Annotated in this window: 17 protein-coding genes; 6 read left to right on the top strand and 11 right to left on the bottom strand. The window is 49.0% G+C overall.

Going from position 1 to position 24,578, the window contains the following annotated elements; all coding sequences use genetic code 11:
- Positions 1-25: 25 nt before the first annotated feature.
- The 4 genes from LZD49_RS05725 to LZD49_RS05710 all read right to left on the bottom strand — a co-directional run bounded on the left by LZD49_RS05725 (position 26) and on the right by LZD49_RS05710 (position 4,731).
- The gene (locus tag LZD49_RS05725) at positions 26-2,026 is read right to left on the bottom strand and encodes a plastocyanin/azurin family copper-binding protein (protein WP_234666356.1); all 2,001 of its coding nucleotides are present in this window, start codon (positions 2,024-2,026) and stop codon (positions 26-28) included.
- A gap of 26 nt (positions 2,027-2,052) precedes the next feature.
- Positions 2,053-3,780, bottom strand: a complete 1,728-nt coding sequence (locus LZD49_RS05720; RefSeq protein WP_234666355.1) for a family 16 glycoside hydrolase — start codon at positions 3,778-3,780, stop codon at positions 2,053-2,055.
- 183 nt (positions 3,781-3,963) lie between these two features.
- Positions 3,964-4,446 carry a hypothetical protein gene (locus LZD49_RS05715; RefSeq protein WP_234666354.1) on the bottom strand — a complete coding sequence of 161 codons (483 nt, stop codon included), beginning with the start codon at positions 4,444-4,446 and terminating at the stop codon, positions 3,964-3,966.
- A gap of 75 nt (positions 4,447-4,521) precedes the next feature.
- On the bottom strand, positions 4,522-4,731 hold the full coding sequence (locus LZD49_RS05710; RefSeq protein WP_234666353.1) for a helix-turn-helix transcriptional regulator: 210 nt from the start codon (positions 4,729-4,731) through the stop codon (positions 4,522-4,524).
- Between the two features lie 587 nt (positions 4,732-5,318).
- On the opposite strand from LZD49_RS05710, the gene LZD49_RS05705 reads away from it, so the two are divergent.
- Positions 5,319-8,636: a SusC/RagA family TonB-linked outer membrane protein gene (locus LZD49_RS05705; RefSeq protein WP_234666352.1), complete on the top strand. Its 3,318-nt coding sequence runs from the start codon at positions 5,319-5,321 to the stop codon at positions 8,634-8,636.
- An 18-nt stretch (positions 8,637-8,654) separates the two neighbouring features.
- Positions 8,655-10,181 carry a SusD/RagB family nutrient-binding outer membrane lipoprotein gene (locus tag LZD49_RS05700; RefSeq protein ID WP_234666351.1) on the top strand — a complete coding sequence of 509 codons (1,527 nt, stop codon included), beginning with the start codon at positions 8,655-8,657 and terminating at the stop codon, positions 10,179-10,181.
- Positions 10,182-10,361: 180 nt separating this feature from the next.
- Here LZD49_RS05700 and polA read toward each other — a convergent pair whose 3' ends face one another.
- Positions 10,362-13,262, bottom strand: a complete 2,901-nt coding sequence (gene polA, locus LZD49_RS05695; RefSeq protein ID WP_234666350.1) for a DNA polymerase I — start codon at positions 13,260-13,262, stop codon at positions 10,362-10,364.
- A gap of 492 nt (positions 13,263-13,754) precedes the next feature.
- Between polA and LZD49_RS05690 the strand changes: the two genes are divergently transcribed.
- On the top strand, positions 13,755-15,839 hold the full coding sequence (locus tag LZD49_RS05690; RefSeq protein WP_310590470.1) for a S9 family peptidase: 2,085 nt from the start codon (positions 13,755-13,757) through the stop codon (positions 15,837-15,839).
- A 77-nt stretch (positions 15,840-15,916) separates the two neighbouring features.
- On the opposite strand, the gene LZD49_RS05685 is transcribed toward LZD49_RS05690, so the two are convergent.
- The 6 genes from LZD49_RS05685 to LZD49_RS05660 all read right to left on the bottom strand — a co-directional run bounded on the left by LZD49_RS05685 (position 15,917) and on the right by LZD49_RS05660 (position 21,002).
- On the bottom strand, positions 15,917-17,203 hold the full coding sequence (locus tag LZD49_RS05685) for an O-acetylhomoserine aminocarboxypropyltransferase/cysteine synthase family protein (RefSeq protein ID WP_234666349.1): 1,287 nt from the start codon (positions 17,201-17,203) through the stop codon (positions 15,917-15,919).
- Positions 17,204-17,328: 125 nt separating this feature from the next.
- A complete protein-coding gene (locus LZD49_RS05680; RefSeq protein ID WP_234666348.1) occupies positions 17,329-17,859 on the bottom strand; it encodes an NADPH-dependent FMN reductase in 531 nt (176 codons plus the stop codon).
- A gap of 48 nt (positions 17,860-17,907) precedes the next feature.
- Complete coding sequence (locus LZD49_RS05675; RefSeq protein ID WP_234666347.1) at positions 17,908-18,432, bottom strand: DinB family protein; 525 nt, start codon at positions 18,430-18,432, stop codon at positions 17,908-17,910.
- A 67-nt stretch (positions 18,433-18,499) separates the two neighbouring features.
- Positions 18,500-19,474, bottom strand: a complete 975-nt coding sequence (locus tag LZD49_RS05670) for a YafY family protein (protein ID WP_234666346.1) — start codon at positions 19,472-19,474, stop codon at positions 18,500-18,502.
- A gap of 9 nt (positions 19,475-19,483) precedes the next feature.
- Entirely contained in the window at positions 19,484-20,497 is a 1,014-nt protein-coding gene (locus tag LZD49_RS05665; RefSeq protein ID WP_234666345.1) for an LLM class flavin-dependent oxidoreductase, read from the bottom strand.
- Positions 20,498-20,612: 115 nt separating this feature from the next.
- On the bottom strand, positions 20,613-21,002 hold the full coding sequence (locus tag LZD49_RS05660; RefSeq protein WP_234666344.1) for a DUF2147 domain-containing protein: 390 nt from the start codon (positions 21,000-21,002) through the stop codon (positions 20,613-20,615).
- Positions 21,003-21,563: 561 nt separating this feature from the next.
- Between LZD49_RS05660 and LZD49_RS05655 the strand changes: the two genes are divergently transcribed.
- The 3 genes from LZD49_RS05655 to LZD49_RS05645 all read left to right on the top strand — a co-directional run bounded on the left by LZD49_RS05655 (position 21,564) and on the right by LZD49_RS05645 (position 24,466).
- Positions 21,564-22,793 (top strand): GAF domain-containing sensor histidine kinase, encoded by a 1,230-nt coding sequence (locus LZD49_RS05655; RefSeq protein ID WP_234666343.1) that lies wholly within the window; start codon positions 21,564-21,566, stop codon positions 22,791-22,793.
- Positions 22,794-22,941: 148 nt separating this feature from the next.
- Entirely contained in the window at positions 22,942-24,168 is a 1,227-nt protein-coding gene (locus LZD49_RS05650; protein ID WP_234666342.1) for an RsmB/NOP family class I SAM-dependent RNA methyltransferase, read from the top strand.
- Positions 24,169-24,229: 61 nt separating this feature from the next.
- The gene (locus tag LZD49_RS05645) at positions 24,230-24,466 is read left to right on the top strand and encodes a hypothetical protein (RefSeq protein ID WP_234666341.1); all 237 of its coding nucleotides are present in this window, start codon (positions 24,230-24,232) and stop codon (positions 24,464-24,466) included.
- The last annotated feature ends 112 nt before the right edge of the window (positions 24,467-24,578 follow it).

Raw genomic sequence — 24,578 nt, 5'->3', positions numbered from 1 at the left:
CCGCTCACGAATTGCATTGCATGGTTTATTTAACCACTTTGAGTTTGCCCTGCATGAGTGTGTAATGCCCGGGGAATGTGCAAACGTACTGGTATGTGCCGGCCTGTTTCGGCGCTACGAAATAGATCGATTCCGACTTTTCAGGCTCGACGATGTTGGTGTGGAAAAGGACATCGTTCGTTCTCGGTACATAGTTTAGCTCTGTTCCTTTCAAACCGAGATTCAGGCCCGCTTCGCCTACCGCAGTCACCGTTCCTGGCTTGGTAATGACGAGGTTATGCAGCATATCGTCGTTGTTGTTGAACACGATTTTGATTTTGCTGCCCGCTTTCACTTGTATTTCTGAAATATCGAACTTTAGACCTGGAACCGTCCCGATCGTCACTACCTGGTCAGGCCCGTTGGTCCAGCTGGCTGGCATCTCGGTAACGCGTTTGGCCGAAGCTGCAGTGCTGGCAGCCGTTTCGGAATTAGCAGGCATTGTATGCGCGCTGTGATCGACAGCGGCGGCTTTCACAGTTGTTGTAAACTGGGAAGCATTCGCAGCTTGCCCGTTAGCGATTTCGTTCAACGTGTAATAGGCAGTAGTATGCAGCAGGTTATTGCCATCCGGCGATTTCACGCCTTCGGTTTTAATCTCATGGATATAACCTTTGCGCAAGGCAGCGGGATCAACTACTAAACGCACACGAAGACCATCTTCCGACACGATGATGCCTTTCAATGGCACTTCCTCTGTGTTGATGATCGGACTGCCGTAGGTGCGGTGGTAACGGTAGGTGAAGCTGCTCATTTTGTACGAATCCTGATCAGCAGCGGCCTTTTTATCAACCGGACTAGTGAAGGTGATTTCAAAACCATCCGGCGTCGACCGCACGGTTTTCATTTCGAAGGGCATTTTGCCGGTCCATACGAGTCGCTGGATACCAAATTCGGACTTACCCGTGGCTGACCATCCGCGGCTGGTCTGGCCTACGAAGAGCGAGCCGTCGAGACCCCATTCGAGCCGCAGGATACCCGACATAAATCCTTCACGGAATGGGAACACCGCTCCCTGCCATACGCCGTTCACTTTTTCGAGGTCTACGCGGGTAATGATGCTGTGCCCCTGGTCACCCACGAACATTTGTCCCGTAAACGGCCCGAATGCGCCATTCGTAACGTCTTCTTTGAAATCCGAGGTGGAAATACCCACCAATGTATGCGGGAACCAGACAGCAGGTGGTTTAAGGCCAGGGACCTTTTTGGCAACGTCGTAGAGTGGTTCACCCGTGCTGGGAACATCCTCGGGAGTCAGTTTCACCGGGGACCCTTCTTCTTTACCCCAACGCAAACCGGCCGGGTTACCCGCGAAATCGCCTTTCTCCAAATGCGTCATACGACCCGAGCCAACCCAGTCGCCCTGGTTTTCGGTATAGAAAATATCGCCTTTATAGGACCCGAAACCGGAAGGGGAGCGTAACCCTGTCGCCCAGGGCGTTAGTTTGCCATCCTGGCCTAATTTCAGCATCCATCCGCGCCATTTCGACTGGCTTGCACCACGGCCCACCCAGTCGAGGTTGAGGGTAACGAGCATTTCACCGTTCGGCATAGCTACCGGGCCGTAGGAATATTGGTGATAGTTACCGGATAACGGCCAGCGTGCAAATGAGTCGTAAATATCGGCTACCCCGTCATTGTCGGTGTCTTCGAGGCGGGTCACCTCTCCGCGTTGTGATACGAGGAAGTCCTTGCCGCGGTAATACAGGCCCAGCGGCTCATGCAAGCCTTCCGCGAAACGGTGAAACGAAGGTTTACCGTCGCCTTTGAGATATGGGTTTCCGATCAGCCATACTTCGCCGCGACGGGTGGAAGCAGCGAGCCGACCATCTGGCAGTACCTGCATGCCGCCCACCTCCATTCTGACGTTTTCGGGAATGGGAATGGTGATAATGCGGTAGTAATCGTCGATTTTATTGGGCTTCGATTGCGCGAAAGCACTTATGGAGCCGACGGTAATCAGGGTAGTTAAAAGTATATTTTTCATTGATAGAAATCAGATATTTAAGTTTTTTACCAAAACAAAGAGTAGCTGGTTGCATTGGAAACCGGGAGGATAAGCTCCTTCATTTCGCCAGCCGGACGGACAATTGCCTTGGCCTTTTTATCGACCTGCACAAAAAAGCGGTCGTCGATCTGATAAAGTCCTTTTTCTATTTCGGTAATCTGCTTTCCGCTAGCCAGCAGCGAATATAAAGAGCCAGAAGGTGTTCCATCCACGCGGAATGTCCGCGAAAGACTGTTGCCACCCGATACCAACTCGTCGCTCACGGTCGCCGAACCGATCGCATAACGGAAAACAGGGTAGCCTTTCTGATCAATTTTATAGCCCAGGAAATTGATGTTCGAAGAGTCGGGCCATGCTGCATTACCATTATCGAGCACGGCGACACTGCTGCGGCCTGAGACGTGTACTTTCAAACCGGCGGGGAAAAGCAATTGCGGCTCGCCGCGTTCATACCACATTTCGGTAACGTCCGCGAACTGTCCGCGCCATGCCTGTAGTAATGCGCCCCGGTTCAGGTCCACTGTATAGTTCCAGCCATCCGGGCTGCCCACAGAGATACAATGTGTGCGTTTGGATTTTTCACCTTCCAATTGAATAAATGAACGTACCATTTCGGGACGCATATCGGGTGTCACGCTGATGTAGGGCTTCGGTTCAGGCTCGGGTAGGGATGAAAGGGTATGCAAATCATAAGGGCGCACGCCGGACTTTTCTACACGCAAGCCCAAAGCAGGCTGCCGCCATGGGAATCGCGAGTAATAGATTTTGATTTTGTGTTTACCCTGCGATAAGTTCGCTGAGCCTGTATGGGTTTCCTGTGAGGTAGCCTCGCCTGACGATACTACATTTTTTCCATCGATATCCAGTGAAAATACCGGCCCCGAATATATGGTCGTAAAAATGTAATCACCTGCTTCACTAACGTCGATATCACCTTCGTATACGAGATGAAATTCACGCATACCGTTGGTCACTTCCTGCGTTAGTACAGGCGACTGGCCTTCGTGATCGAGCTTGCTATATTCTTTGGCATCCCATTTATCTGAATATACTTTGTAATTCAAATTACTGATGGATAACGGTTTACGGTTAGCAAGTAGTTGGTAGCCAACATTGCGAAACGCGATACTCCCTTTGGTAACTTCGAACGCGATCGGCTGGCCATCAGCTGCCGTTTTGGAATTGGGAAGGTAAACCGTTTCGAGGACTGTCACACCATTGAGCGAAAGCGCATTTATCCTCGCCGAGTTAGGAACGTTTTGGACCGAAGCATCATATGAAAGTTCGAGCGTCTGCCATAGTCCGGCGGATTTGGCCGCATTCTGCGTAGGGAACTGGCCGATGTAACCCGAAGTGGAAGCGTCGGCTACTTTTTGTTTACTGCTGTCGGAGATCTTCACTTTCTGACCACCCGGCAGGATAATGTTACCTTCGGCACCCGGCGAAACGTTGAATTCGATGGAAAGCCTGAGGTCGCTCGCTTTTAGCTTGGTGGTAAGCACCGTTCCCGGGCTGCCGATCAGGACGCCTTCGCCAGCCAATGTCTTCGGCTTTGCAGCACCGGAAGGATGTATGGTAATACCACCTTGTATCGACCAGTTGGGGGCGGCGCTTTCGAAGGCGCTGAGGTCTTTTAGGGAAAGAGGAGAATAGTTTCCCTTCGCTGTCTGGCCCATCACCATCGCCGGGCTGGCCAGCAAAAGGAGGGAGACTGTCTGGAACAATTGACGCATTGGAATCGATTAAGTGTATTGTTTACAATTAAAAACCGAAGTTCGGCATTTTTTTTACCATTATATCTGGAAATAGTATGAATTTTTTTCCAGAAATTGAGGTAATCGCAAACGAAAATCGCTAAAACAATACGTTGGCTCAGGAGAATCTATGCGGACTATACGGTCACTTGTGAACGGGGGTCATTGGGGGCGGGGACAGGTTTTGAAATAAGCAGCAATTCCAATCGCGTTTAGTACTTGGTCAGCGTTGCCATGCAGTTTGCTTGAATTTGAATGCGGCGATTCGTCATTAAGTTCAAATACGATTTTCTTGCTTGTCTGCTTGTTTGTCAGGGCGAGGCTCGAGCCGGTAAAAAATAGCTCATAGATGCCGGTGGCTAAGTCTTCCAGCTCAGCCGTGTCCTGTTTCAGAAACACCTGGATTTCTCGCTCTGGTGTAATTTCGTTGCTGATCTCTATGTGGATTCTTTTTTGGTCGTTCGATATGTCTTTCATTATCGTCAGCCGCTCGTGTGGAAGATAAATATGGCCGTCGGGTAGTTTGGCTTGTTTTCTCGGTACAATGTTTTCCAGACCCCGGCTATTTTGTGCGGAGGCATTGTAAGCAAAGAGGGCGAGTGCAGCCGAAATAATGGATGTAGCGATGGTTGGAAGATGCTTCATGGGTACAATTGTGGCTGTTAGTGTTAGGAGTGATTTCAAAAGTAGGAGATATACCCACACTTGTAAATCCCCCTTTTAGAGTGATTTTTCACGCTCCCTTTCATATGCGATCGCAAATTCGAGCAAGGCTGTGGACCCGTCCGTTAACTCAGAAATTTTGCGGATAATGTTTTTACGGTGAGACTTGACAGTCTCCGTGCTCAGGCACAAGCGGTCGGCAATGGCGCGCGACGGTAATCCTTGCGCGATCAGACTGATTATTTCACACTCTCGGGACGTAAACATGGCGATCGGTTTTTTTGGGTTCGCCATTGATACGACAATTCCATTAAACAGTAACACAAGAATGATCCAACGTGCCGGTTGAAAAATCAAAAGTTAAACAAGGATGAATAATTCCCGCGGGGCGTATAGCGGAAAGAGTGAATGTGGGTATGGCCTTTAAGCAATATGACCGCCTGCGCGGGGGATTTGGAAATATCCCTCTTCAAAGAATTTTCTGTATTATTTCAAAATGGCAATGCCGATCTTTGGGTTTTGTGAGTAGCTTGTTTTTAAAATGCTACTAAACAGTCGGATAGAGCAACGTGCGGTTGCTTTTTTATAATTCCGATTTTGTAAATTTAAAGGAACATGGCGCTGCCCAGCGTCCGTGCCACGTAGCGTAGTATTTGTGCGAGCGGTAGTTAGTGAGAGTTTTATGCATTGATCAGTAGTCTCTGCCGGGCGTTCCGGAGGTTGTTTCGAATGGCCGATTTGTTTATAGTATGTTAATAAATACTTAACACAACAGATTTTAATTAAGTTGATTTTTGCGTTTTGCAGGGCATAATTTGCCCATTCTATTTTCTCAACTAAATAACCTAGTGCTCATGATCAAACAATTTTACTTATGCTTCCGGCTGAGTATTTTCAGAAGCGGCGCGTGCGCGGGCATTGCGCTTACCGGCCTGATGTACTCGCATACGGGCATCGCGCAGTCGGTGGTTACCGGCCAGGTGATTTCCGACGATGACAGGCTCCCCCTCGCGGGCGTGAGCGTGATTGAAAAAGGCAGTACGAATGGTACAGTTACAGACTCGAATGGCAAGTACCAGATCAGCGTCAAAGGGGCCAGTTCCGTGCTCACCTGCTCATTCTTAGGTTATGTATCGCAGGAAGTAACGATCGGTGGCCGTGCTGTGGCCGATGTGACGCTCATGGCCGATCAAAAACAGTTGCAGGAAGTGGTGGTAACGGCCTTGGGGATTAAAAAAGATGTCCGCAAGCTGGGTTACGCCGTGCAGGAGTTGAAAGGCGAAAGCATTGTAACGGCGCGTGAGACCAACATTGTGAACCAGCTGGCAGGTAAAGTAGCCGGGGTGACCGTCGTTGGAAGCCCGTCGGGTATCGGTGGTTCGGCGCGGGTAACGATCCGTGGCGAGCGCTCGGTGGATTTGAATAAAAACCAGCCGTTGTACGTGATCGATGGGGTGCCCATCAGCAATTCCATCACCGGCGGTTCGGGCCAGAATAACCTGGAAGTCGATTTCGGTAATGGCGCCAGCTTTATCAATCCCGACGACGTGGAGACGATGAGCGTACTGAAAGGACCTGCGGCTGCTGCTTTGTATGGTTCAAGAGCGGCTAACGGGGTGATTTTGATCACTACCAAATCGGGTAAGGGCAATAAAGGCATCGGTGTCGAGGTGAATAGTAACACGACTTTCGAGCGTGCATTGAAATTGCCCGAGTATCAGAACAAATATGGCCAGGGTAACGGTAACGGCGGCGATTTCGCATTCGTCAACGGTGCCGGGGGCGGTCTTACCGACGGTACCGACGAAGGTTGGGGGCCGGCATTTGTAGGCCAAAGCTATCCGCAATACAATTCGCCCCGCACATTGAACGGCCAGGCGATTCCCTTCCTCGGCGGCGATCTGAATGCGCCTGCGGGGAGTGTCATCACCGCAACGCCCTGGGAAGCTGATGTAAATGGTTTGAAGGACTTCCTGAAAACCGGCCGCACGCTCACCAACAACGTTGCTTTGATCGGCAACAACGACCAGGGCAATTTCCGCTTGTCTTATACCAATCTGGATCAGACGGGTATCGTTCCAAACACGGATTTGAAGCGTCATACCGTCTCATTGAGTGCAGGTTACAATCTTACCAAGAAATTTTCGGCTAAAACATTTGTAAGCTACATCAAAGGATCGAGCGGTAACCGTCCGTCGATCAGCTATGGTACGGAAAGCATTATGTACCTTTTTAACTGCTGGCTCCCTCGCTCGGTGAAGGTTTCGGATATGGAACGTTTATGGATGAACGGTGCGGAAGAACAACGTCAGTTTGGCTGGAACTACAACTATCACGATAACCCCTATCTGACAGTTTTTGCAAACACCAACGGCCAGGAAGTGAACCGCATTATCGGTAACGTGATCCTGAAGTACGATTTCACCAATTGGCTGAGCCTGCAAGTACGCACCGCTACCGACTGGGGTAACGAGCGCCGCGAATACCGCCGTGCATTCAGCACGCAGCGCTTCCCATTCGGGCAATACCGCGAGGTGAAAGTCAACACTGAAGAGCGTAACAGCGATTTTCTTTTGTCATTCAACAAGGATATCAGCAAGGATATTAATGTGTCGGCAACATTCGGTGGCAATCAGAATCGTCAGAGCTCGATTTATGACGAGGAAAATGCTGGGCAGTTGAACCTACCGGGTATTTATAACCTTACCAACTCCCGCATTGCGCTTGTAGCGTCCCAAAGCAAAGTCGGCAAGCGGATCAACAGTTTGTATGGTTCAGCATCGGTTTCGTTCCGTAACTATCTGTTCCTGGACATTACCGCAAGAAACGACTGGAGTAGCGCATTGACGCTTCCTACGGCGTTGAAAGCATTCGGTACCGAAAACAACTCGTACTTCTATCCATCGGTAGCTTTGAGCGCTGTAGTGAGCGATATGGTTAAGCTTCCCGAGGTGATTTCTTTTGCCAAACTCCGCGCCAGCTTTGCACAGGTTGGTAACGATACCGATCCATTTACATTTACACAGGCTTACAACCCAAGCACGCCTTACGGAAGCTCGCAGATTTATGGCGAAACCGACCGCCTGGCTAACCTGAACCTGAAACCGGAGATCAGTACAGCTTACGAACTTGGTGCTGACGTGCGTTTCTTCAAGAACCGCGTAGGCCTCGATTTCACATTCTATCAAAGCAAAACCAAAAATCAGATCCTGCAAATCCCGCTTTCGCAGACAACAGGCTACAATGGCCGTTTTTTCAATGCAGGGGAGATCAAGAACTGGGGTTTTGAAACCATGCTGAATGTAACACCAGTGGAAATCAACGATTTCAAATGGAATATCGGTGTCAACTTCTCGGCTAACCGCAGCAAAGTACTCGAACTGTCGGACGGCATTACCAATTTCGTGATGGCGAGCAAAGGCGTGAGCATCGAAGCACGCGTAGGCGAGCGGATGGGAGATATGTACGGCATCGCATTTGCACGCGTACAGAATACCGATCCTTCGAAGCCTTATTACGACGCAACAGGCCAGAATGTAGGTCAGGTTGTGTACAAAGATGGCCGTCCGGTTCCTACGACCAATGTTCAGAAAATGGGTAACTACAATCCTGATTGGCTGGCTGGTATTTCCAATCAGTTCAGTTACAAGAATGTAAAATTCAGCTTCCTGTTTGATGTTCGCCACGGCGGAAAGCTGTATTCCCATACGCAAGTGGTGGGTCGTGAAGGTGGTATCATCAAAGAAACACTTGAAGGCCGCGCGGATGGTTACGACCTGACCAAGGCAGGCAACGGTGTGATCGGCGACGGTGTGGTTCAGAATGCGGACGGTACTTACAGCACAAATGATGTGAAACTCACTGCGCGTGCATGGCATACTGCCTTCACGGGCGGGCGTAACATCGCCGAAGGGGTGATGTACGACGCTTCATTCGTGAAACTCCGCGAAGTACAGCTGGGCTATTCGATCCCTAACCGCCTGCTGGGCCGTTCACCGATCAAAAACATCACTGTCTCGTTCGTAGGACGCAACCTTGCCTTGTGGTCGAAAGTGCCGCATGTGGATCCTGAAACGATGGCTTACAACGGAGGAACTGCATTGCCGGGTATCGAATATATGTCGATCCCTTCCAGCCGCAGCTATGGTTTCAACGTGAGTTTCAAACTGTAACATTTCAAGAGGAGAACAATGAAAAAGCTTATTCCGATATATATTATGCTGTTGGTCATCGTCTCAGGTGGGGCCTGTACCAACGATTTTGAAGAAGTTAACACGAACGAAAACGTTCCGAACAACGTCACGCCAGACCTTTTGCTGGCCGGAGTGATCCGGAACATGGTCAACAGCCAGGTAGGCGACGCATGGGGTATCGGCAACATTGTGGTGCAGCACCACGCCAAGATCCAGTTCGTGAACGAGGATCGCTACCTGTGGGGCCAGCAGAACGGCATCTGGGACAATGTTTATGGTAATATGCGTAATGTCAAAAACATTATGGATCAGGTTGGTACCGACGACAAAAATGCCTACAAAGGCATCGCGCTGATCCTGAAATCATGGATGTTCGCCGTTGCAACTGACGCTTACGGTGACATTCCTTACACCGAAGCTACCAAGGGCAAGACCGACGGTGTTTACCTGCCGAAATACGACACCCAGGAAAGCGTTTACGCAGGCATTCTGGCAGATCTGAAAACGGCGAACGATATCCTGGCTACCAGCTCTACGGCTGTTTCAGGTGACATCCTTTTCGGAGGAGGCAGCGGCTCGCTTATCAAGTGGCGGAAGCTGGCCAATTCGTTGCGTCTCCGTTATCTGATGCGTATTTCTAAGCAAAAAGACGTGAAGGCCGATTTGCAGGCCATTATCGCAGATCCTGCTAAAAACCCTATTTTCGAAGGGATACAGGACAATGCGGAATTGAAATACCTGGCCGCCGCTCCCAACCAATGGAGAATGTACGACTCACGCGTCGGCTCGTTTGACGAGTTCCGCGTCAGCAAGACATTGAGCGACCGTCTTACGGCATTAAAAGACCCGCGTCTGGCCGTTTTTGGCCGCCCGTCCCAATCGTCGGTAGCAGCCGGCAAGCCGGTGATCGAAGGTGTTCCCAATGGCCTCGGCGACGTTCCTGCATTGAACTATAATGGCGGTCCGCAAGGCGTTTCGCGCGTCGGTTACACATTTGCATGTCTGGTGTGCAATGATCCGGGCCAGGCTCCGCCAGATCCCTCAGCGCCGCGTGGCATCATCATGAACTATTCCGAATTGCAATTCATCCTCGCCGAAGCACGCGAAAAAGGCTGGATTACGAGCGGCACAGCGCAAGACTATTACACAAAAGGCATTCAGAGCAACTTTGAATACTGGAAAAGCGTGGTACCGTCATCGTACGGCATCAATGTAACGCCGGATGCTTCCTACTACACGCAGGCAGCTGTGGCTTACACGGGCACAAGCGAGGAAAAATTGGCGAAGATAGCGCTGCAGAAGTGGGTTGCATTTTATTTCAATGGCTTGGAAGCCTGGTTCGACTGGCGCCGTACAGGCATGCCGGAGATCAAGCCGGGACCTGATAATCTGAACCAGAACAAAGTGCCTGTTCGCTTCATTTACCCATTATCAGAGCAATCGCTCAACGGCGTCAACCGCGAAGAAGCGGTGAAACGTCAGGGAGTGGATGATTTGAATACCCGTACCTGGGTCGCTAAGTAGGTTTTAGAGAGGAAGGGAGGAGCGAAGGAAAGGAACGGGAAGAAAGGAATAAGAAAGAGGAAATGTCATGCTGAGCGCAGTCGAAGCAAATGCAGCACGTAACAATTTACCGTACGGACTGTCTTCGACTGCGCTCAGACTGACATTTTTCGTTTCCTCTCATCCTCCCTTTCCTCCCTGTTAATGTGCTTCAAGCCAATTCGCTCCCACACCAATCCCCGTTTCCATTCTCACGGCCATCGGGATGGCATTTCGCATCAGCTCGTCTACTCTTTCTTTCAGGAATGGAATCTCGTCGCGATGAGCGTCGAAAACCAATTCGTCATGCACTTGCAGGATCATGCGGGATTTGAGCTTTTCCTTCGCCATGAAGTCGTGGATATTAATCATCGCTACTTTGATCATATCGGCTGCGGAGCCCTGGATTGGAGCGTTGATGGCGTTTCGTTCGGCGTAACCGCGGTTGGTTTGGTTGCGTGAATTGATATCCGGCAAATAGCGGCGACGGCCGAGGATCGTTTCTACAAACTCACGCTCACGGGCATCGTTCACAACTTTGTCCATATAGCCTTTTACGGCAGGGAATTCCTCGAAATAGGCGCGGATAATCTCGGCTGCTTCCCCACGCGGGATGCCCAGGCGCTGCGCAAGGCCGAATGCCGAAATGCCGTAAATGATCCCGAAATTGACCATTTTGGACTTCCTGCGCATGTCAGAAGTCACCTCTTCCAATGGGACTGAAAACACCTTACTTGCTGTGGTGGCATGAATATCGCGGCCCTGGTTGAAGGCCTCGGTCATACTTGCGTCCCCGCTGAATGCCGCCATAATGCGCAGTTCGATCTGCGAATAATCTGCCGAGAGGATCTGAAATTCGTCGGTATCGGGGACGAAGGCTTTGCGGATCTCTCGGCCGCGTGGCGTGCGGATCGGGATGTTTTGCAGATTAGGATTGGTGGAGCTCAAACGCCCGGTAGCAGCAACGGCCTGGTTATAAGAGGTATGAATGCGCCCCGTGCGGCTACTTACCATCGTCGGTAATGCGTCCACATAAGTTGATTTCAACTTCTGTAATTCGCGGTAATCCAGTATTTTACGCGCAATGAGATGGTTTGCTTCCAGGTCCGATAGGATTTCCTCACCCGTCGCATATTGCCCTGTTTTAGTTTTTTTCGGCTTCTCGATCAGTTTCATTTTGTCAAACAAAACCTCCCCAAGCTGTTTTGGTGAGCTGATATTGAATGACTGCCCAGCCGCTTCGTAAATCTCGGACTCGGTTTGGCGAAGATCCAACTCCAGAACAGCCGACATTTCCTTCAAAGCGTTGATATCGAGCCTTACACCGGTATTTTCCATGGAAGCGAGCACTTTCGTCAAGGGCATTTCCACTTCATGGAACAGCTTGGCTGCATTCACTTTTGGCAGCTCCCGGCTGAAAATGGTATTGAGCTGAAAAGTGATGTCCGCATCCTCGCCGGCATATTGCGTAATCTCCGGAATGGCCACATCGCGCATGTTGCCCTGTTTGCCGCCCTTTTTACCGATCAGCGTCGTGATCGACACCGGTTCGTAGTTGAGGTAGGACGCGGCCAGAATGTCCATTCCATGGCGTTTATCGGGTTCGAGCAGGTAATGCGCAAGCATGGTGTCGCTCATTTTGCCGTGTACCTCAATGCCGTAGTTTTTCAATATCAAAAGGTCGTACTTAATATTCTGACCGATTTTTTCAATGTTTTCATTTTCAAAAACCGCCCTGAAATGCTCCACAATCTCCTGCGCCTTTTCGCGGTCGGCCGGGACGGGAATGTAAAAGGCTTCGCCTGCCAGGTAGGAGAACGAAAGTCCCACCAGTTCGGCGTCAACGGTATCCAGGGAGGTGGTTTCGGTGTCAAAGCAGAATGCGTCCTGCAAGCTCAGGTAATATGCAAGGCTCGTCATGAGCTCAGGCGTGTCTACCGTGTGGTAACGGTGGAATGTATTGTCGATCGTCTTTTTAGACGTTGGAATATGGATTTCGGAGGTGTCTTCGGTGATCTGGCCATCGGACAGGTCGCCGCTGACGACGGCCGGTTGTTTGCCGATTTCTTCGGTCGGATTGCCGAAAATGTCGAGCTGGCCCTGGGGACTTTTCCGTGGAGCCGGAGCTCCGCCTGATCGTGTCGTCGGAGCAAAAGTTCCGACAGAGTTGGCTCCAACAGCGCCCACACCTAGAACCCTGGCTTTCAACGTTTTAAATTCCAGTTCATCAAAAAGCTCTGCAATGAGGTCTGCTTTGGGCGAACAGATCGTCAGGTCTTCGGCGTCGAATGGCACAGGCACCTTGCAATCGATCGTTGCAAGTTGCTTGCTTAAAATGGCCTTATCGAAATTCTCCCGTATTTTTTCGCCTAGCTTACCTTTGATTTCGTCAGCGTGTGTGATAATGTTTTCGATCGTATCGTACTCCTGGATCAGTTTCTGAGCTGTTTTTTCACCTACGCCAGGAATACCCGGTATGTTATCAACTGCATCGCCCATTAGTCCAAGAATATCAATCACCTGGTCGATGCGCTGGATTTGCCAGCGGTCAAGGATTTCCTGAACACCCAGCACTTCGGCGCCTTTGCCAAGGAATGCAGGTTTGTAAATATGAATGTATTGTTCGACCAGCTGCCCGTAATCTTTATCGGGCGTCATCATGAAAACCTCGAAACCTTCCCGGGAGGCCTCTTTGGCAATAGTGCCGATGATATCGTCGGCCTCGTAGCCGTCCAGTTCCAGAATGGGGATACACATGCCCCTGAGCAACCGCTTTACCAGCGGAATCGCTACCGTAATATCTTCCGGTTGGGCCTCGCGTTGCGCCTTGTAAGCCTCAAACTGTACATGGCGGAAAGTAGGCGCAGCAGTATCAAAGGCAACGCCGATATGTGTGGGTTTCTCTTTCTGTAGTACTTCGAGCAGTGTGTTGGTGAAGCCGAAAACGGCGCTGGTATTCAGTCCTTTTGAAGTGATGCGTGGTGCCTTAATGAATGCGAAATGCGCCCTGTAAATCAAGGCCATAGCGTCCAGAAGGAACAACTTGTGAACGGGTTTTTCCATGAGGTAAGTTTATGATCGAAACTCAAATATAATGTAAGTCCCGCGACCGAAACGGTTTGCCGGTGGTTTTTTGTAGATTTAGAAGAGAAGTATCAACCGAATTAGTCTTTTTGTATTAATTAAAAGGTCAATACTTTTAAAACAAAAAATACTAATGTTAAGGTAGTTCAGTAAGTTAAGTATTAATATATAATGTGTATTATACTATTTAAAAGTATTTATTATATTAAAAGTATAATTATCTAATAATCAATCTGTAACTATTAAAAGTAATATAAGTGTAATACACTGAGCGATAAATGTATGTATAATGCATTTAGAAAGAATAGTATGTCTTTTATTTTCAATATGTATAAAAAGTATTTTCCTATTAATATGTATATTAGAATTTAAGTAATTGATAATCAGTTAAATATTAACCAATTATAACCGATGAGAATTATTTACCTATTTTTAGCTGTTGTCATTTTTTCGTGTAACCAAAACAAATCCGTGAAACAAGCATATCAATGGCCGGATGCCACACCTCCCGTAGCAGATAAAAAAGACCATGAAACTGGCATGCATGGCGACAAGCGAAATGACGAGTATTATTGGATGGCCGACTTCTTCCGCGAAGGTCCCGATAGCAATAGGGTCGTCGACTACCTGAATGCGGAGAACGCTTACACCGACACAATGATGGCAGGCACGGCGAAATTCCAGGAGTCGCTATTTGCAGAAATGAAGGGCCGCATTAAGGAAAAAGATGAATCGGTGCCGGTGTTTAGCAATGGCTACTGGTACTATACACGCAGCGAGCAGGGCGAACAGTATTTCAAATATTGCCGCAAAAAAGGCACGCTGGAAGCAAAAGAGGAAGTCCTGCTGGATGTCGACAAAATGGCCGAGGGGCATCCGTATTATTCTGCGGTAGGTTTCAATGTGAGTCCGGATAACACGCTGCTGGCCTATGGTGTGGACACCGTTTCAAGGAGACAGTACACCATTTACATCAAAAACCTGGAAACAGGGGAACATTATCCCGACAAAGTTTATCCGGCAAGTGGCGGCTCCGAATGGGGAAATGATAACAAAACGCTATTTTACACCGCTACCAACCCGAAAACGCTCCTGAGCGAAAAGATCAAGCGGCACTCGCTTGGTACTGATCCGAAGAAAGACGTGGTGGTATACGCCGAGAAGGACAAAAGCAACTATATCGGCGTAGGCAAAACCAAATCTGAAAAATACATCGTCATCGCATCGTCGGCGACCATGTCATCGGAATATCTGATCCTCGATGCCGACAAGCCAGAAGATAAGTTTGAAGTATTCCAGCCACGGATAAAAGATGTGCTGTACGATGTGGATCATCAAGGCGATAAATTCCTGATTGTGACCAATAAAGATGCATTGAATTTCCGCCTGATGGAAACGCCAATAGGCAAAACCGGCGTAGAGAACTGGAAAGAAGTGATTCCTAACCGCGCGGATGTGCTGCTGGAAGGCATAGATGTTTTCAAAGATTACCTGGTGATCACCGAGCGTAAAAATGGCCTTTTAAAGCTCCGTATCCGCAATATCAATACCAACGCAGAGCATTATGTCGACTTCGGCGAGCCAGCCTACACTGCTTATGCAGGTTCAAATCCCGAGTACAACAGTTCGAATTTGCGCTACATATACACGTCGCTCACCACGCCGAGTTCGGTATACGATTACGGGATGGAAAGCCGCGAAAAGGAATTGAAAAAGCGCCAGGAGGTGGTCGGCGGCTACAACCCCGAGGAATATGTGACCGAACGTTTGTATGCCACCGCGCGCGACGGTGTGAAAGTGCCTGTTTCGGTAGTATATAAAAAAGGAACGCCTAAAAGTGCAGAGACGCCGCTGCTGCTATACGCCTACGGCTCTTATGGCAACAGCATGGACGCAGCGTTCAGCAGCACGCGTTTAAGCCTGCTTAATCGTGGTTTCATCTACGCGCTTGCGCACATACGTGGTGGACAGGAGATGGGCCGCCAATGGTACGAGGACGGCAAGATGTTCAAAAAGAAGAATACCTTCAACGATTTTATCGACTGTGCGGAATTTCTGATCAAGGAGAAATACACATCGTCCGCTCATTTGTTTGCCGAAGGCGGCAGCGCGGGTGGGTTATTAATGGGCGCCATCAGCAATCTTCGGCCCGATTTGTGGCGGGGAATCATCGCCGATGTGCCGTTCGTGGATGTGGTAACAACCATGCTGGATGAGAGCATTCCATTGACAACCAACGAGTTTGATGAATGGGGTAATCCAAAAAACAAAGACTCGTACGATTATATGAAGTCCTACTCGCCTTATGACAATGTTGAAAAAAAGGCTTATCCCAACATGCTGATAACCACCGGTCTGCACGACAGCCAGGTGCAGTACTTCGAACCCGCCAAATGGGTAGCCCGTCTACGCACGCACAAAACCGACCACAACGTCCTGCTCCTGAAAACCAATATGGAAGCCGGCCACGGCGGCGCCTCGGGACGGTTCGACTATCTCAAAGAGATCGCCTTGCAGTTCGCGTTCATGTTCGCGTTGGAGGGGATCGGGGAGTAATTTTGAATTTTCCTCCGTGGAACGGGGAATGATTGAATGAGTGAATGATCCGCCGTGGAACGGCGGATCATTCAAAATTAAACCGCCGCGATTGCCTGCTCGATATCCGCTATGATATCATCAATATGCTCGATACCTGTGGAAATGCGGAGTTGGGTAGGGAGGACGCCTGCTGAAAGTTGCTCTGCCTCAGATAGTTGCGAGTGAGTGGTTGACGCGGGGTGGATGATGAGCGTTTTGGCATCGCCTACGTTGGCGAGGTTGCTGATCAGCTTCAGGTTGTCTACCAGATGCTCGGCAGTCTTCTTGTCGCCTTTAAGCGTGAAAGACAAAACACCGCCAAAACCGCGTGTCAGGTATTTTTTCGCAAGCTCGTGATATTTATTTCCTTCCAGACCTATGTAGTTCACGCTCTCTACTTTCGGGTGATTTTCAAGCCACTGAGCTAGTTTCAAGGCGTTCTCGGCAATGCGTTCGACACGCAATGACAGTGTTTCGAGCCCCTGCAGGAACAGGAAAGAATTGAATGGTGAGAGGCTGGGTCCCCAGTCGCGCAGGCCTTCTACACGGGCGCGGATAATGAACTGGATATTGCCGAATGGCCCGCCGATTCCGAAAACGTCATTCAGGACCAGGCCGTGATAGCTTGGAGATGGTTCCGTGAACTGTGGGAATTTGCCGTTACCCCAGTTGTAAGTCCCTGCATCGACGATCACGCCGCCAATAGAGGTCCCATGTCCGCCGATCCATTTCGTTGCTGACTGTACAACAACATGCGCACCATACTTGATGGGCTGAAAAATCGCCCCAGCGGCACCGAATGTGTTATCGACAATCAATGGGAGGTCATATTTGTTTGCCAGCGCGGAGAATGCCTCAAAATCGGGGACGGAATAGCTTGGGTTACCAATCGTTTCGAGGTAGATGAATTTTGTCTTATCATCGATCAGCCTTTCGAAGCTGCTCACATCGTCGCCATCGGCAAAGCGCGCTTCCACGCCGATGTTTTTGAATGAATTTTTGAATTGGTTAAAAGAACCGCCATACAAGAAAGACGTGGTCACAAAGTTATCGCCCACAGTGGTGATATTATTAATGGCCAGAAACTGCGCCGAATGCCCCGAAGCCGTTGCTAATGCTGCCACACCACCTTCCAACGCCGCGATCCGCTTTTCAAAAACGTCGTTGGTAGGGTTCATAATGCGGGAATATATATTGCCAAATTCCTTTAAAGCGAAAAGGTTAGCAGCATGCTCCGCGTTGTTGAAAACGTAGGAAGTGGTTTGGTACAAAGGCACTGCCCGTGAATTGGTAACGGGGTCGGGCTGTTGTCCGGCATGGAGCTGCAATGTTTCAAATTTCATTTGGTTGGAACGTTTAAGGTGGATAAAGCCCAAATGTATCAAACTAAATGATATTACTCTACGAAACTCATAGTCTTTTGTTTGCCGGATAATAAATTGGATTTTGGAAAGGGGAGAGACTTTGCTTACTGCCTGGTGAGTGACAGCAGATTATCGCACTGGGCTTGAAGCAAGGCAATCAGCTCCTGGTTGCTGACTTCTCCCGCGCTAAGCTTGCTCTTGACATTCGGAATGGACAGGGCCGATGCCTCGTTCTTTCTGGTTCCCAAGGCGGTCAATGTAAGCAGGAGAGAGGCCAGTGCATGGCTGCCGCCCGAATTGAGGGGAGATGCGCTAATCACCGATACTGGTTTGTCATTGAGGTCGCCGGTGCCTACTGTCCAGTCCAAGGCATTTTTGAGTGTGCCTGGCACGCCGAATGCGTATTCCGGTGTACAGATCACGACAGCATCCGCTTTCCGGATTGCCGATTTGAAGCGCGCGACGGAATCGGAGTCAACATGGCCTGGATCGAAATGCTGGATTTCGTCCAGGCCTTCGAAAATTTCAAAAGTAATGTCGGAAGGCAAAAGGCTTCCCAAGGTTTTTAGGATGATGGTGTTGGTGGAATCGGCACGCAGACTGCCCGAAATGCCCAGAATGTGAATGTTTTTCATAGATCACATTACAAAAACGGGACCGAACAGGTTTCACCGCTTGCCAACTTATTTAGCCATTACATTATAAAAGTTATAGTCGGTCATGGGTGCGTCCGTGAAGCCGAGGTTGCGGCCCATGGTGATGATCTGTCCGCGGTGGTAAGTGGTGTGGTTGACCACGTGCATTATATATTCGAAGTTTGGGAAATTACATTGGAACCACTGGCTTTCGACGATCGTCTCGCTTTGGATTTGTTCGGCAGATAGGCTTTCGATGTATTCGGCAAGCTCCTGAGATTGTGCCATAAGCGTATCAAATGTTGCTTCGAGGTCTCCATCGAAATCCTGGCCGCTATAATTGGCGTTCGGATTGATGATCGAGAGCCAGTAACGTTGGGTCTCGAGAATGTGAATGAGCGTTAGCCGGATGGTTGAAAAACTTGATTTCAGCTCAGTTTCGAGGATTTCGGCAGGCTTTGTGCGAAGCCAGTTGATAAGCGTACAGTTGGCCCAATGGTTATAATCCGCGAAATTTTTCATCGCATAGGCCAGGCTATTTTCTGCGGTCGGAATTTCAATTGTGGCTGACATATCTCCTTTTTTTAAGTACATTACAAAGAAAACAGTACCTTATGACAGCCCTGTGTCAGCAGGATTATCAGCAACCCAAATTTTCTAAAGTTTTTTCGGTAAGTTGTCTGACAGTCGTTTTCAAAGATTCCGGTTCGAGAATACAGGCCTCCGGTGCGATCATCAGGTACCAGCGGGCAAAGCCTTCGAGCGACGCGCTCAGAAATGTCATTTCAATAAAGTCCCCTTGTTCCACTTCCGAGGCAAATCCGTAATAGCCCCGCTGTTCCCGTATGTAACGCGCAACGCGCTTCTCTACACGTATGCGCACCAGGCGCATATTTTCGTTCTCCCAGCTGTCGTGCATGAAATCTTTGAGTGGCCCGTGTTTGTGTACAAATGGGCGCTCGGTGATATCACATTGAAGGATGCGGTCGGAACGGAAGTTACGGTAGTCGTTACGCAAATGGCAGAATGCGATGGTATACCAATAATTATTTTCGTGGTAAATGCCTACCGGTTCAACGACCCTTTCCACGGGCTCCGGCGCGCTCATCGCGACGTAAAGGATCTTCGCGATCTTCCGTTCCGAAATACTTTTAAGCAAAATATCGAGCGTATTGCTGTTCGGCTGATGAAATGCGCGCGGATTGTGCCGTACTTCTATATGGTTTTCCAGATTCTCCACCATCGACTTTTCCGTACTTCTCAACACCGCTTTAATCTTGTACATCGCCGATTGATAATGCGACTGCGTCGAAAGATCGGTGAACTTCTCCATCAGCTTTTCGGCCGTGATAAATGTCCGTGCTTCTTCCCTGGTAAACATGACGGGAGGCAGGCGGTAGCCATCCATAATGGAATAGCCTACGCCTGCCTCGCCTATAATGGGTACTCCCGCCTCTGCCAGCGAATTGATATCGCGGTAAACCGTCCTCAGACTGATCTCGAAACGTTCCGCCAGGTCCTGGGCCTTGACAATTTTACGGGATTGAAGCTGGATCAGGATGGCGGTGATGCGGTCGAAGCGGTTCATGAGTGTCGGTGAAGGAATGTCCGGCACAAATTAAAGTTAAAGAACCGGTTCTCTCAAATTAAATGCTTCGGAAATCAGTTGAAAGGATTTTACGCGGTTCTCAAAGCTGTCTGCCATGGTCGAAACCATCACTTCATCCGCTTCGAAATCAACCGCCAGTTTGGTGAGTTGCTCTTTTACCGACTCCGGTGTTCCTGAAACGATCCGGCCGCTGTTATAGCGGATGCGGTCCAGCTCTCCGAAACTGAACTGGTATTTACGCACGGTTTCAGGGTCAGGGAATGGTCCAAATTTACCTTTCTCGAATTCGACGAGCACATAGTCCATCATTTTGCGCATTAATGCCGCTTCCTCCTCCGTTTCGGCGCATAATGTGAAAGCGGAAATGATCACCTTCGGCTTTTCGAGCTGATCCGACGGCTTGAAATTGCGCTTGTATTCTTCGACAACATCAGGACGAACGAAGCCATTAATGAATTTCGCTACCGCCAATCCCATTCCAAAACGTGCCGCAATATTGCTGCTGCCGCCGCTCGAACTCAATATCCATTGCTCGGGAATCGTCTCCGACTGCGGTGTGGCGTAGATAAAGCCGCGCTCTGTGCCAGCCGTGTCCCTGAAAAAGTGCTGCAAATGTTCAAGCTGGCGCAAATAGCTGCTTTCGCTAAAATCGTTGGAAGGGTTGAGAATTGACGAAGTAACGCGGTCGGTGCCTGGTGCGCGGCCCATCCCAAGGTCGATCCGGCCAGGATAGAGGGTTTCGAGCATCCGGAAATTCTCCGCGACTTTCAAGGCGCTGTGGTTGGGCAGCATAATCCCGCCGGAACCAATGCGGATGTGGCTCGTTACGTCGGCCAGCCTGACCATCAGGACTTCTGGTGCCGAGCCTGCAATAAAGGTTGAATTATGGTGTTCGGAGACCCAGAACCGGCTATAACCGAGGTCTTCGGCCAATTTTGCCGTGGTAATGGTTTCCTGGATAGCCTCCCTGACATTAGAGTCGTGCCGAACGACAGATTGGTCGAGAATGCCCAGTTTGAAATGCTTCATGAGATCGATGCGTGATTTGAAGCATAACACGGCGAATGCCGTTTATATTCGTCTACCGGGTTAAAATGTCCTTTCCGCGGGGAAAGTAACGTTCACGGGCAGGGTAGGGGGAAAGTCAGGGTACGCGGTCCCAATAGGTACTTCTACCGAGAAGCGGAATGCCGACGTAGCTACGGATTTCCATTTTTTCCCGACGAAGTTTAATAAGGCAATTGTATGTTTTACCGCTTTTGGGATCATACATTTTGCCATCGTCCCAAAGGTCTTCGCTAAAGACGAAGTTGGATAGCAGGTTCGCGTGTAAGAGGTTACGCCCGCGAAGAGTCTCGTTGGAGTTGCGAAGATCCTTCCGGGAGGTTTTCCCGTCAGCTTCGAAGAGATCCTCAGCCCACAGCAGGCGTCCAAAATACTCTTCACCATTTTTATAAATCTCGATCCGCGTGCTCTTCTCTTCATTAATCCACTCTCCAACAATCCGGTCTGCTACGATGATTTGTGAACCCACAGGCCCGAAATTCGCTAAGAAAAATATAGTAAAAAGTATTTTATACATTGGAATGATGGTGCCGAGCTAATTTTATGCTGTTGTAGAGTTCTTAAAAATATGCAAATTAAATTTGTGCTTAATCTAACATTGTTAACTGTTGGATATGCTAAATGTTAATTTTTAGCCCAATTAAAGTGATTTCTTACAATGGTTTTTAATCTAACAATGATAGATTTGTTGCTTATCACTGTTAGGTCTAATTTGGCAAATGTTTTGACCTGATAAAATCCTAACAGACGAATAGTTGGTGTGACAATATACAACTGTTATTTAAATAACAAAAACAGAATTATTCCAAGATTCTTGTTTGAAGGAAGTTTGATATGCATGATAATTTTGAGCGACCCCTTAACAGTATAGCAAAATCCATTCCTTCTTCCGGGTATTAGTTTGGCCGTCGACGTTTACATTTGGTTGTTGTCACGCCGTTGAACGCAGTCGCCCCTGTGGTTTTTTTATCGAATTACTTGTCTTTTTTAATTAATAGTTTGTAGAATTGAGGACAAACGGCATTCAGTTATGAATATTTCTAACGCACCAGTACCCGCAAATGAAATGGAGCGTCTTATGGGCCTCTCCGAGCTGGATATCGACTATGCGGAACACCAGATTAATTTTCAGGAGCTGGCCAAACTTGCCGCCAAAGTGACAGGAACCAAGATTTCGCTGGTTAATCTTATCGACTCGCTTACCCAATGGACGATCTCGAATTATGGGCTGGACATTGACCAGATGCTTCGGGAAGACTCCGTTTGCCAATACACTATCATGGAAACGGATCATTTTGAAGTTGGGGATTTGAGTACAGATGAACGTTTTAAGGACAAGTTTTACGTCACCGGGGATCCTAAGGTGACATACTATTATGGCATTCCACTTAAAACGACTGATGGTCTGCAGATAGGGGCCTTATGCGTACTTGGCCATGAACAGAAAACACTGGAACCTGAGAAAGTTGAGCTGCTTAAAATAATAGCTCATGAAATCGTCTCGCGGCTGAAAACACATAAAGTGATGGAAAGCCTCAAATCAAAGCTGCTGGAAGCGCGGCAAACCCAGAAAAAGGTTGCACATGACATTCGCGGCCCTTTGGGGGGCATAGTGGGCCTGGCGCAGATTATCCGCGACCAGGGCGAGCAAAACCGGATGGACGAAGTCCTGGAATTTATTAATCTGATCCATAAGAGCGGTAATTCCATTCTAGATCTGGCTGAGGAAATCCTGGAATCGCATAGCGACAAGACAAAAATTCCCGATGCCCAGCGTGCCGTGACTACCCAGGGCTTCACACTGACTATTTTCCGGGATAAGCTGGAAAAATTGTATGGCCCGCAGGCGAAACACAAGAACATCCGTTTTCTGGTGCATACCAGCCAGCTGACGGAAAATATCCATTTTTCCAAGAGTAAATTGCTGCAAATCACGGGTAACCTGATTTCAAATTCCATGAAATTTACCCCACACGGGGGCGACGTGACAGTCGATTTACGACTGCTTATCGACCTGGCCAGGCCGATTTTGCATATTTCCGTCCGCGATACGGGCGTCGGTATGTCGGAGGCGAACATTCAGGCCATTCTCTCTGGCAATGCTTTGTCTACCGGCGGAACGGAGGGTGAACAGGGATTTGGTTTTGGGTTGTCTCTCGTGAAGCATTTGGTTGACAGCCTTGGAGGGCGGATCAATATCACGTCGGAGCCGGGCGTCGGCACAAATTTTGAAATTAGCCTTCCTCAGAATATCTACTAGGCGACATCGATACGCCCGAAAAAACAAACGTTCTATGACTGTTCCAACACTACCAGCCACGCGTTGTCGTGGCTTTTTTACGCGTTTTTGGTTTGTAGCGGATCCGTTGCCAAATTTGTCGTCTTGTTTCACCCTGGAATAGAAAATTTTGAAACTGTACAAAGGACTTGTTGCTGCTACTGTCGAGGCATTGCAGGATATTTTTGTTAAAAACCGGCAAGCTGACCGTGTTGTTGAGCAAATACTAAAATCCAATAAAAAATGGGGTGCCCGCGACCGCGCCTTCATTGCCGAAAATGTGTATGAGATCGTGCGTTGGTGGCGGTTGGTAAAATATACTGCGGAAATCGAGAAAGCGAAGGAAAGCGAGGATTTCTGGCGGTTGGTAGGTGTATGGCAACTGATCAAGTCGGCGCATTTAGCAGAGAGTGATGACTCAAAAATTTTGCCCGAGTGGCCTGAATTTGAAGGGGTTGATTTTGAAGCGGTTAAGGCGAGATATCAGGAAGGCCTTCAAACCCGTAAAATCGCCCAGTCCGTGCCTGACTGGATAGACGAGATTGGCGAAAAAGAAATGAGCCAACAATGGGAAAAAGAACTAGTTGCGCTAAACCATCCGGCGCCTTTGGTTTTGCGTGTGAATTCGTTGAAAACGCACATGGCGACAGTACGGGAACAATTCGGCTATGACATTACCGAAGAAGTCGACGGTGCGCCGGATGCATTGATCTTGAAAAAGCGTGTCAATGTATCGGGTTTGGATAGCTTCAAAAGTGGTTTTTTCGAAGTACAGGACGCTGGTTCGCAATTGATCGCCCCCTATCTGGATGTTCAACCCGGTATGTCGGTGATCGACGCATGCGCAGGTGCTGGGGGAAAAAGCCTGCATTTGGCTGCATTAATGCAAAACTCCGGTTCGATACTATCGATGGATATTGAACACCACAAATTACTGGAGCTGGAACGGCGTGCGGTGCGGAACGGCGTTACCAATTTGCGCACCATGTTGATCAATTCTGATGACATTATCGAAAAGCTAGCTGAAACTACTGATCGGTTGCTCCTGGATGTGCCATGCTCGGGACTGGGCGTTTTACGACGAAATCCTGACAGCAAATGGAAGCTCAAACCTGAGTTCCTGGACAAGATTCGCAAAGTACAGGCGCAAATTCTTGAAAACTATTCCGTAATGGTCAAGAAGGGTGGGAAGATGGTCTACGCGACTTGTAGCATTCTTCCGTCGGAATCGGAAATGCAGGTGCAAAAATTTGTGCGTAAGCATAAAGCCGACTGGCGTTTTATTTCCGAACACCGCACATCAGTTGCGCGCGACGGCTTCGACGGCTTTTATATGGCCTTGCTCGAAAGAAAATAACTTTCGCTACTATGGAAAGGCATGGTTTTTTCCTGGTTGACCTAAATCAACAAACAAAACTATGGACTTTCAAAACCAGTATGCTTTCGCATTTCCCACATCAGAAATGCCAGACGATCAGCCGCCTGCGACAAGTTATCCCGAAAAGCCAGGCGAAACCGGGCCATTAAATCCTACACCAGATGTGCCGGGCGCTGACGCACCCGAGGTAAGCACTGGAACGAGGATCGATGACGACCAGCCGGCTGAGGAAACCGATGAAAATGAAGTAGGGGAGATTGAGTCACAAAATCCTTAAATCATTTATCAAATGTGATAGCCGGTCATGGTGAGCGAAGCGGCCGCCGCTTCGCTCACCATGACAACAGGTGCAGTTTTGCCTTTTGACACAACCTCTTACGATGATTTGC

This window comes from Dyadobacter sp. CY261 (assembly GCF_021440085.1).
Taxonomy (GTDB): Bacteria; Bacteroidota; Bacteroidia; order Cytophagales; family Spirosomataceae; genus Dyadobacter.
Note: the sequence above shows the minus strand (reverse complement) of the source record. Positions and strands in the feature narration are given on the sequence as shown.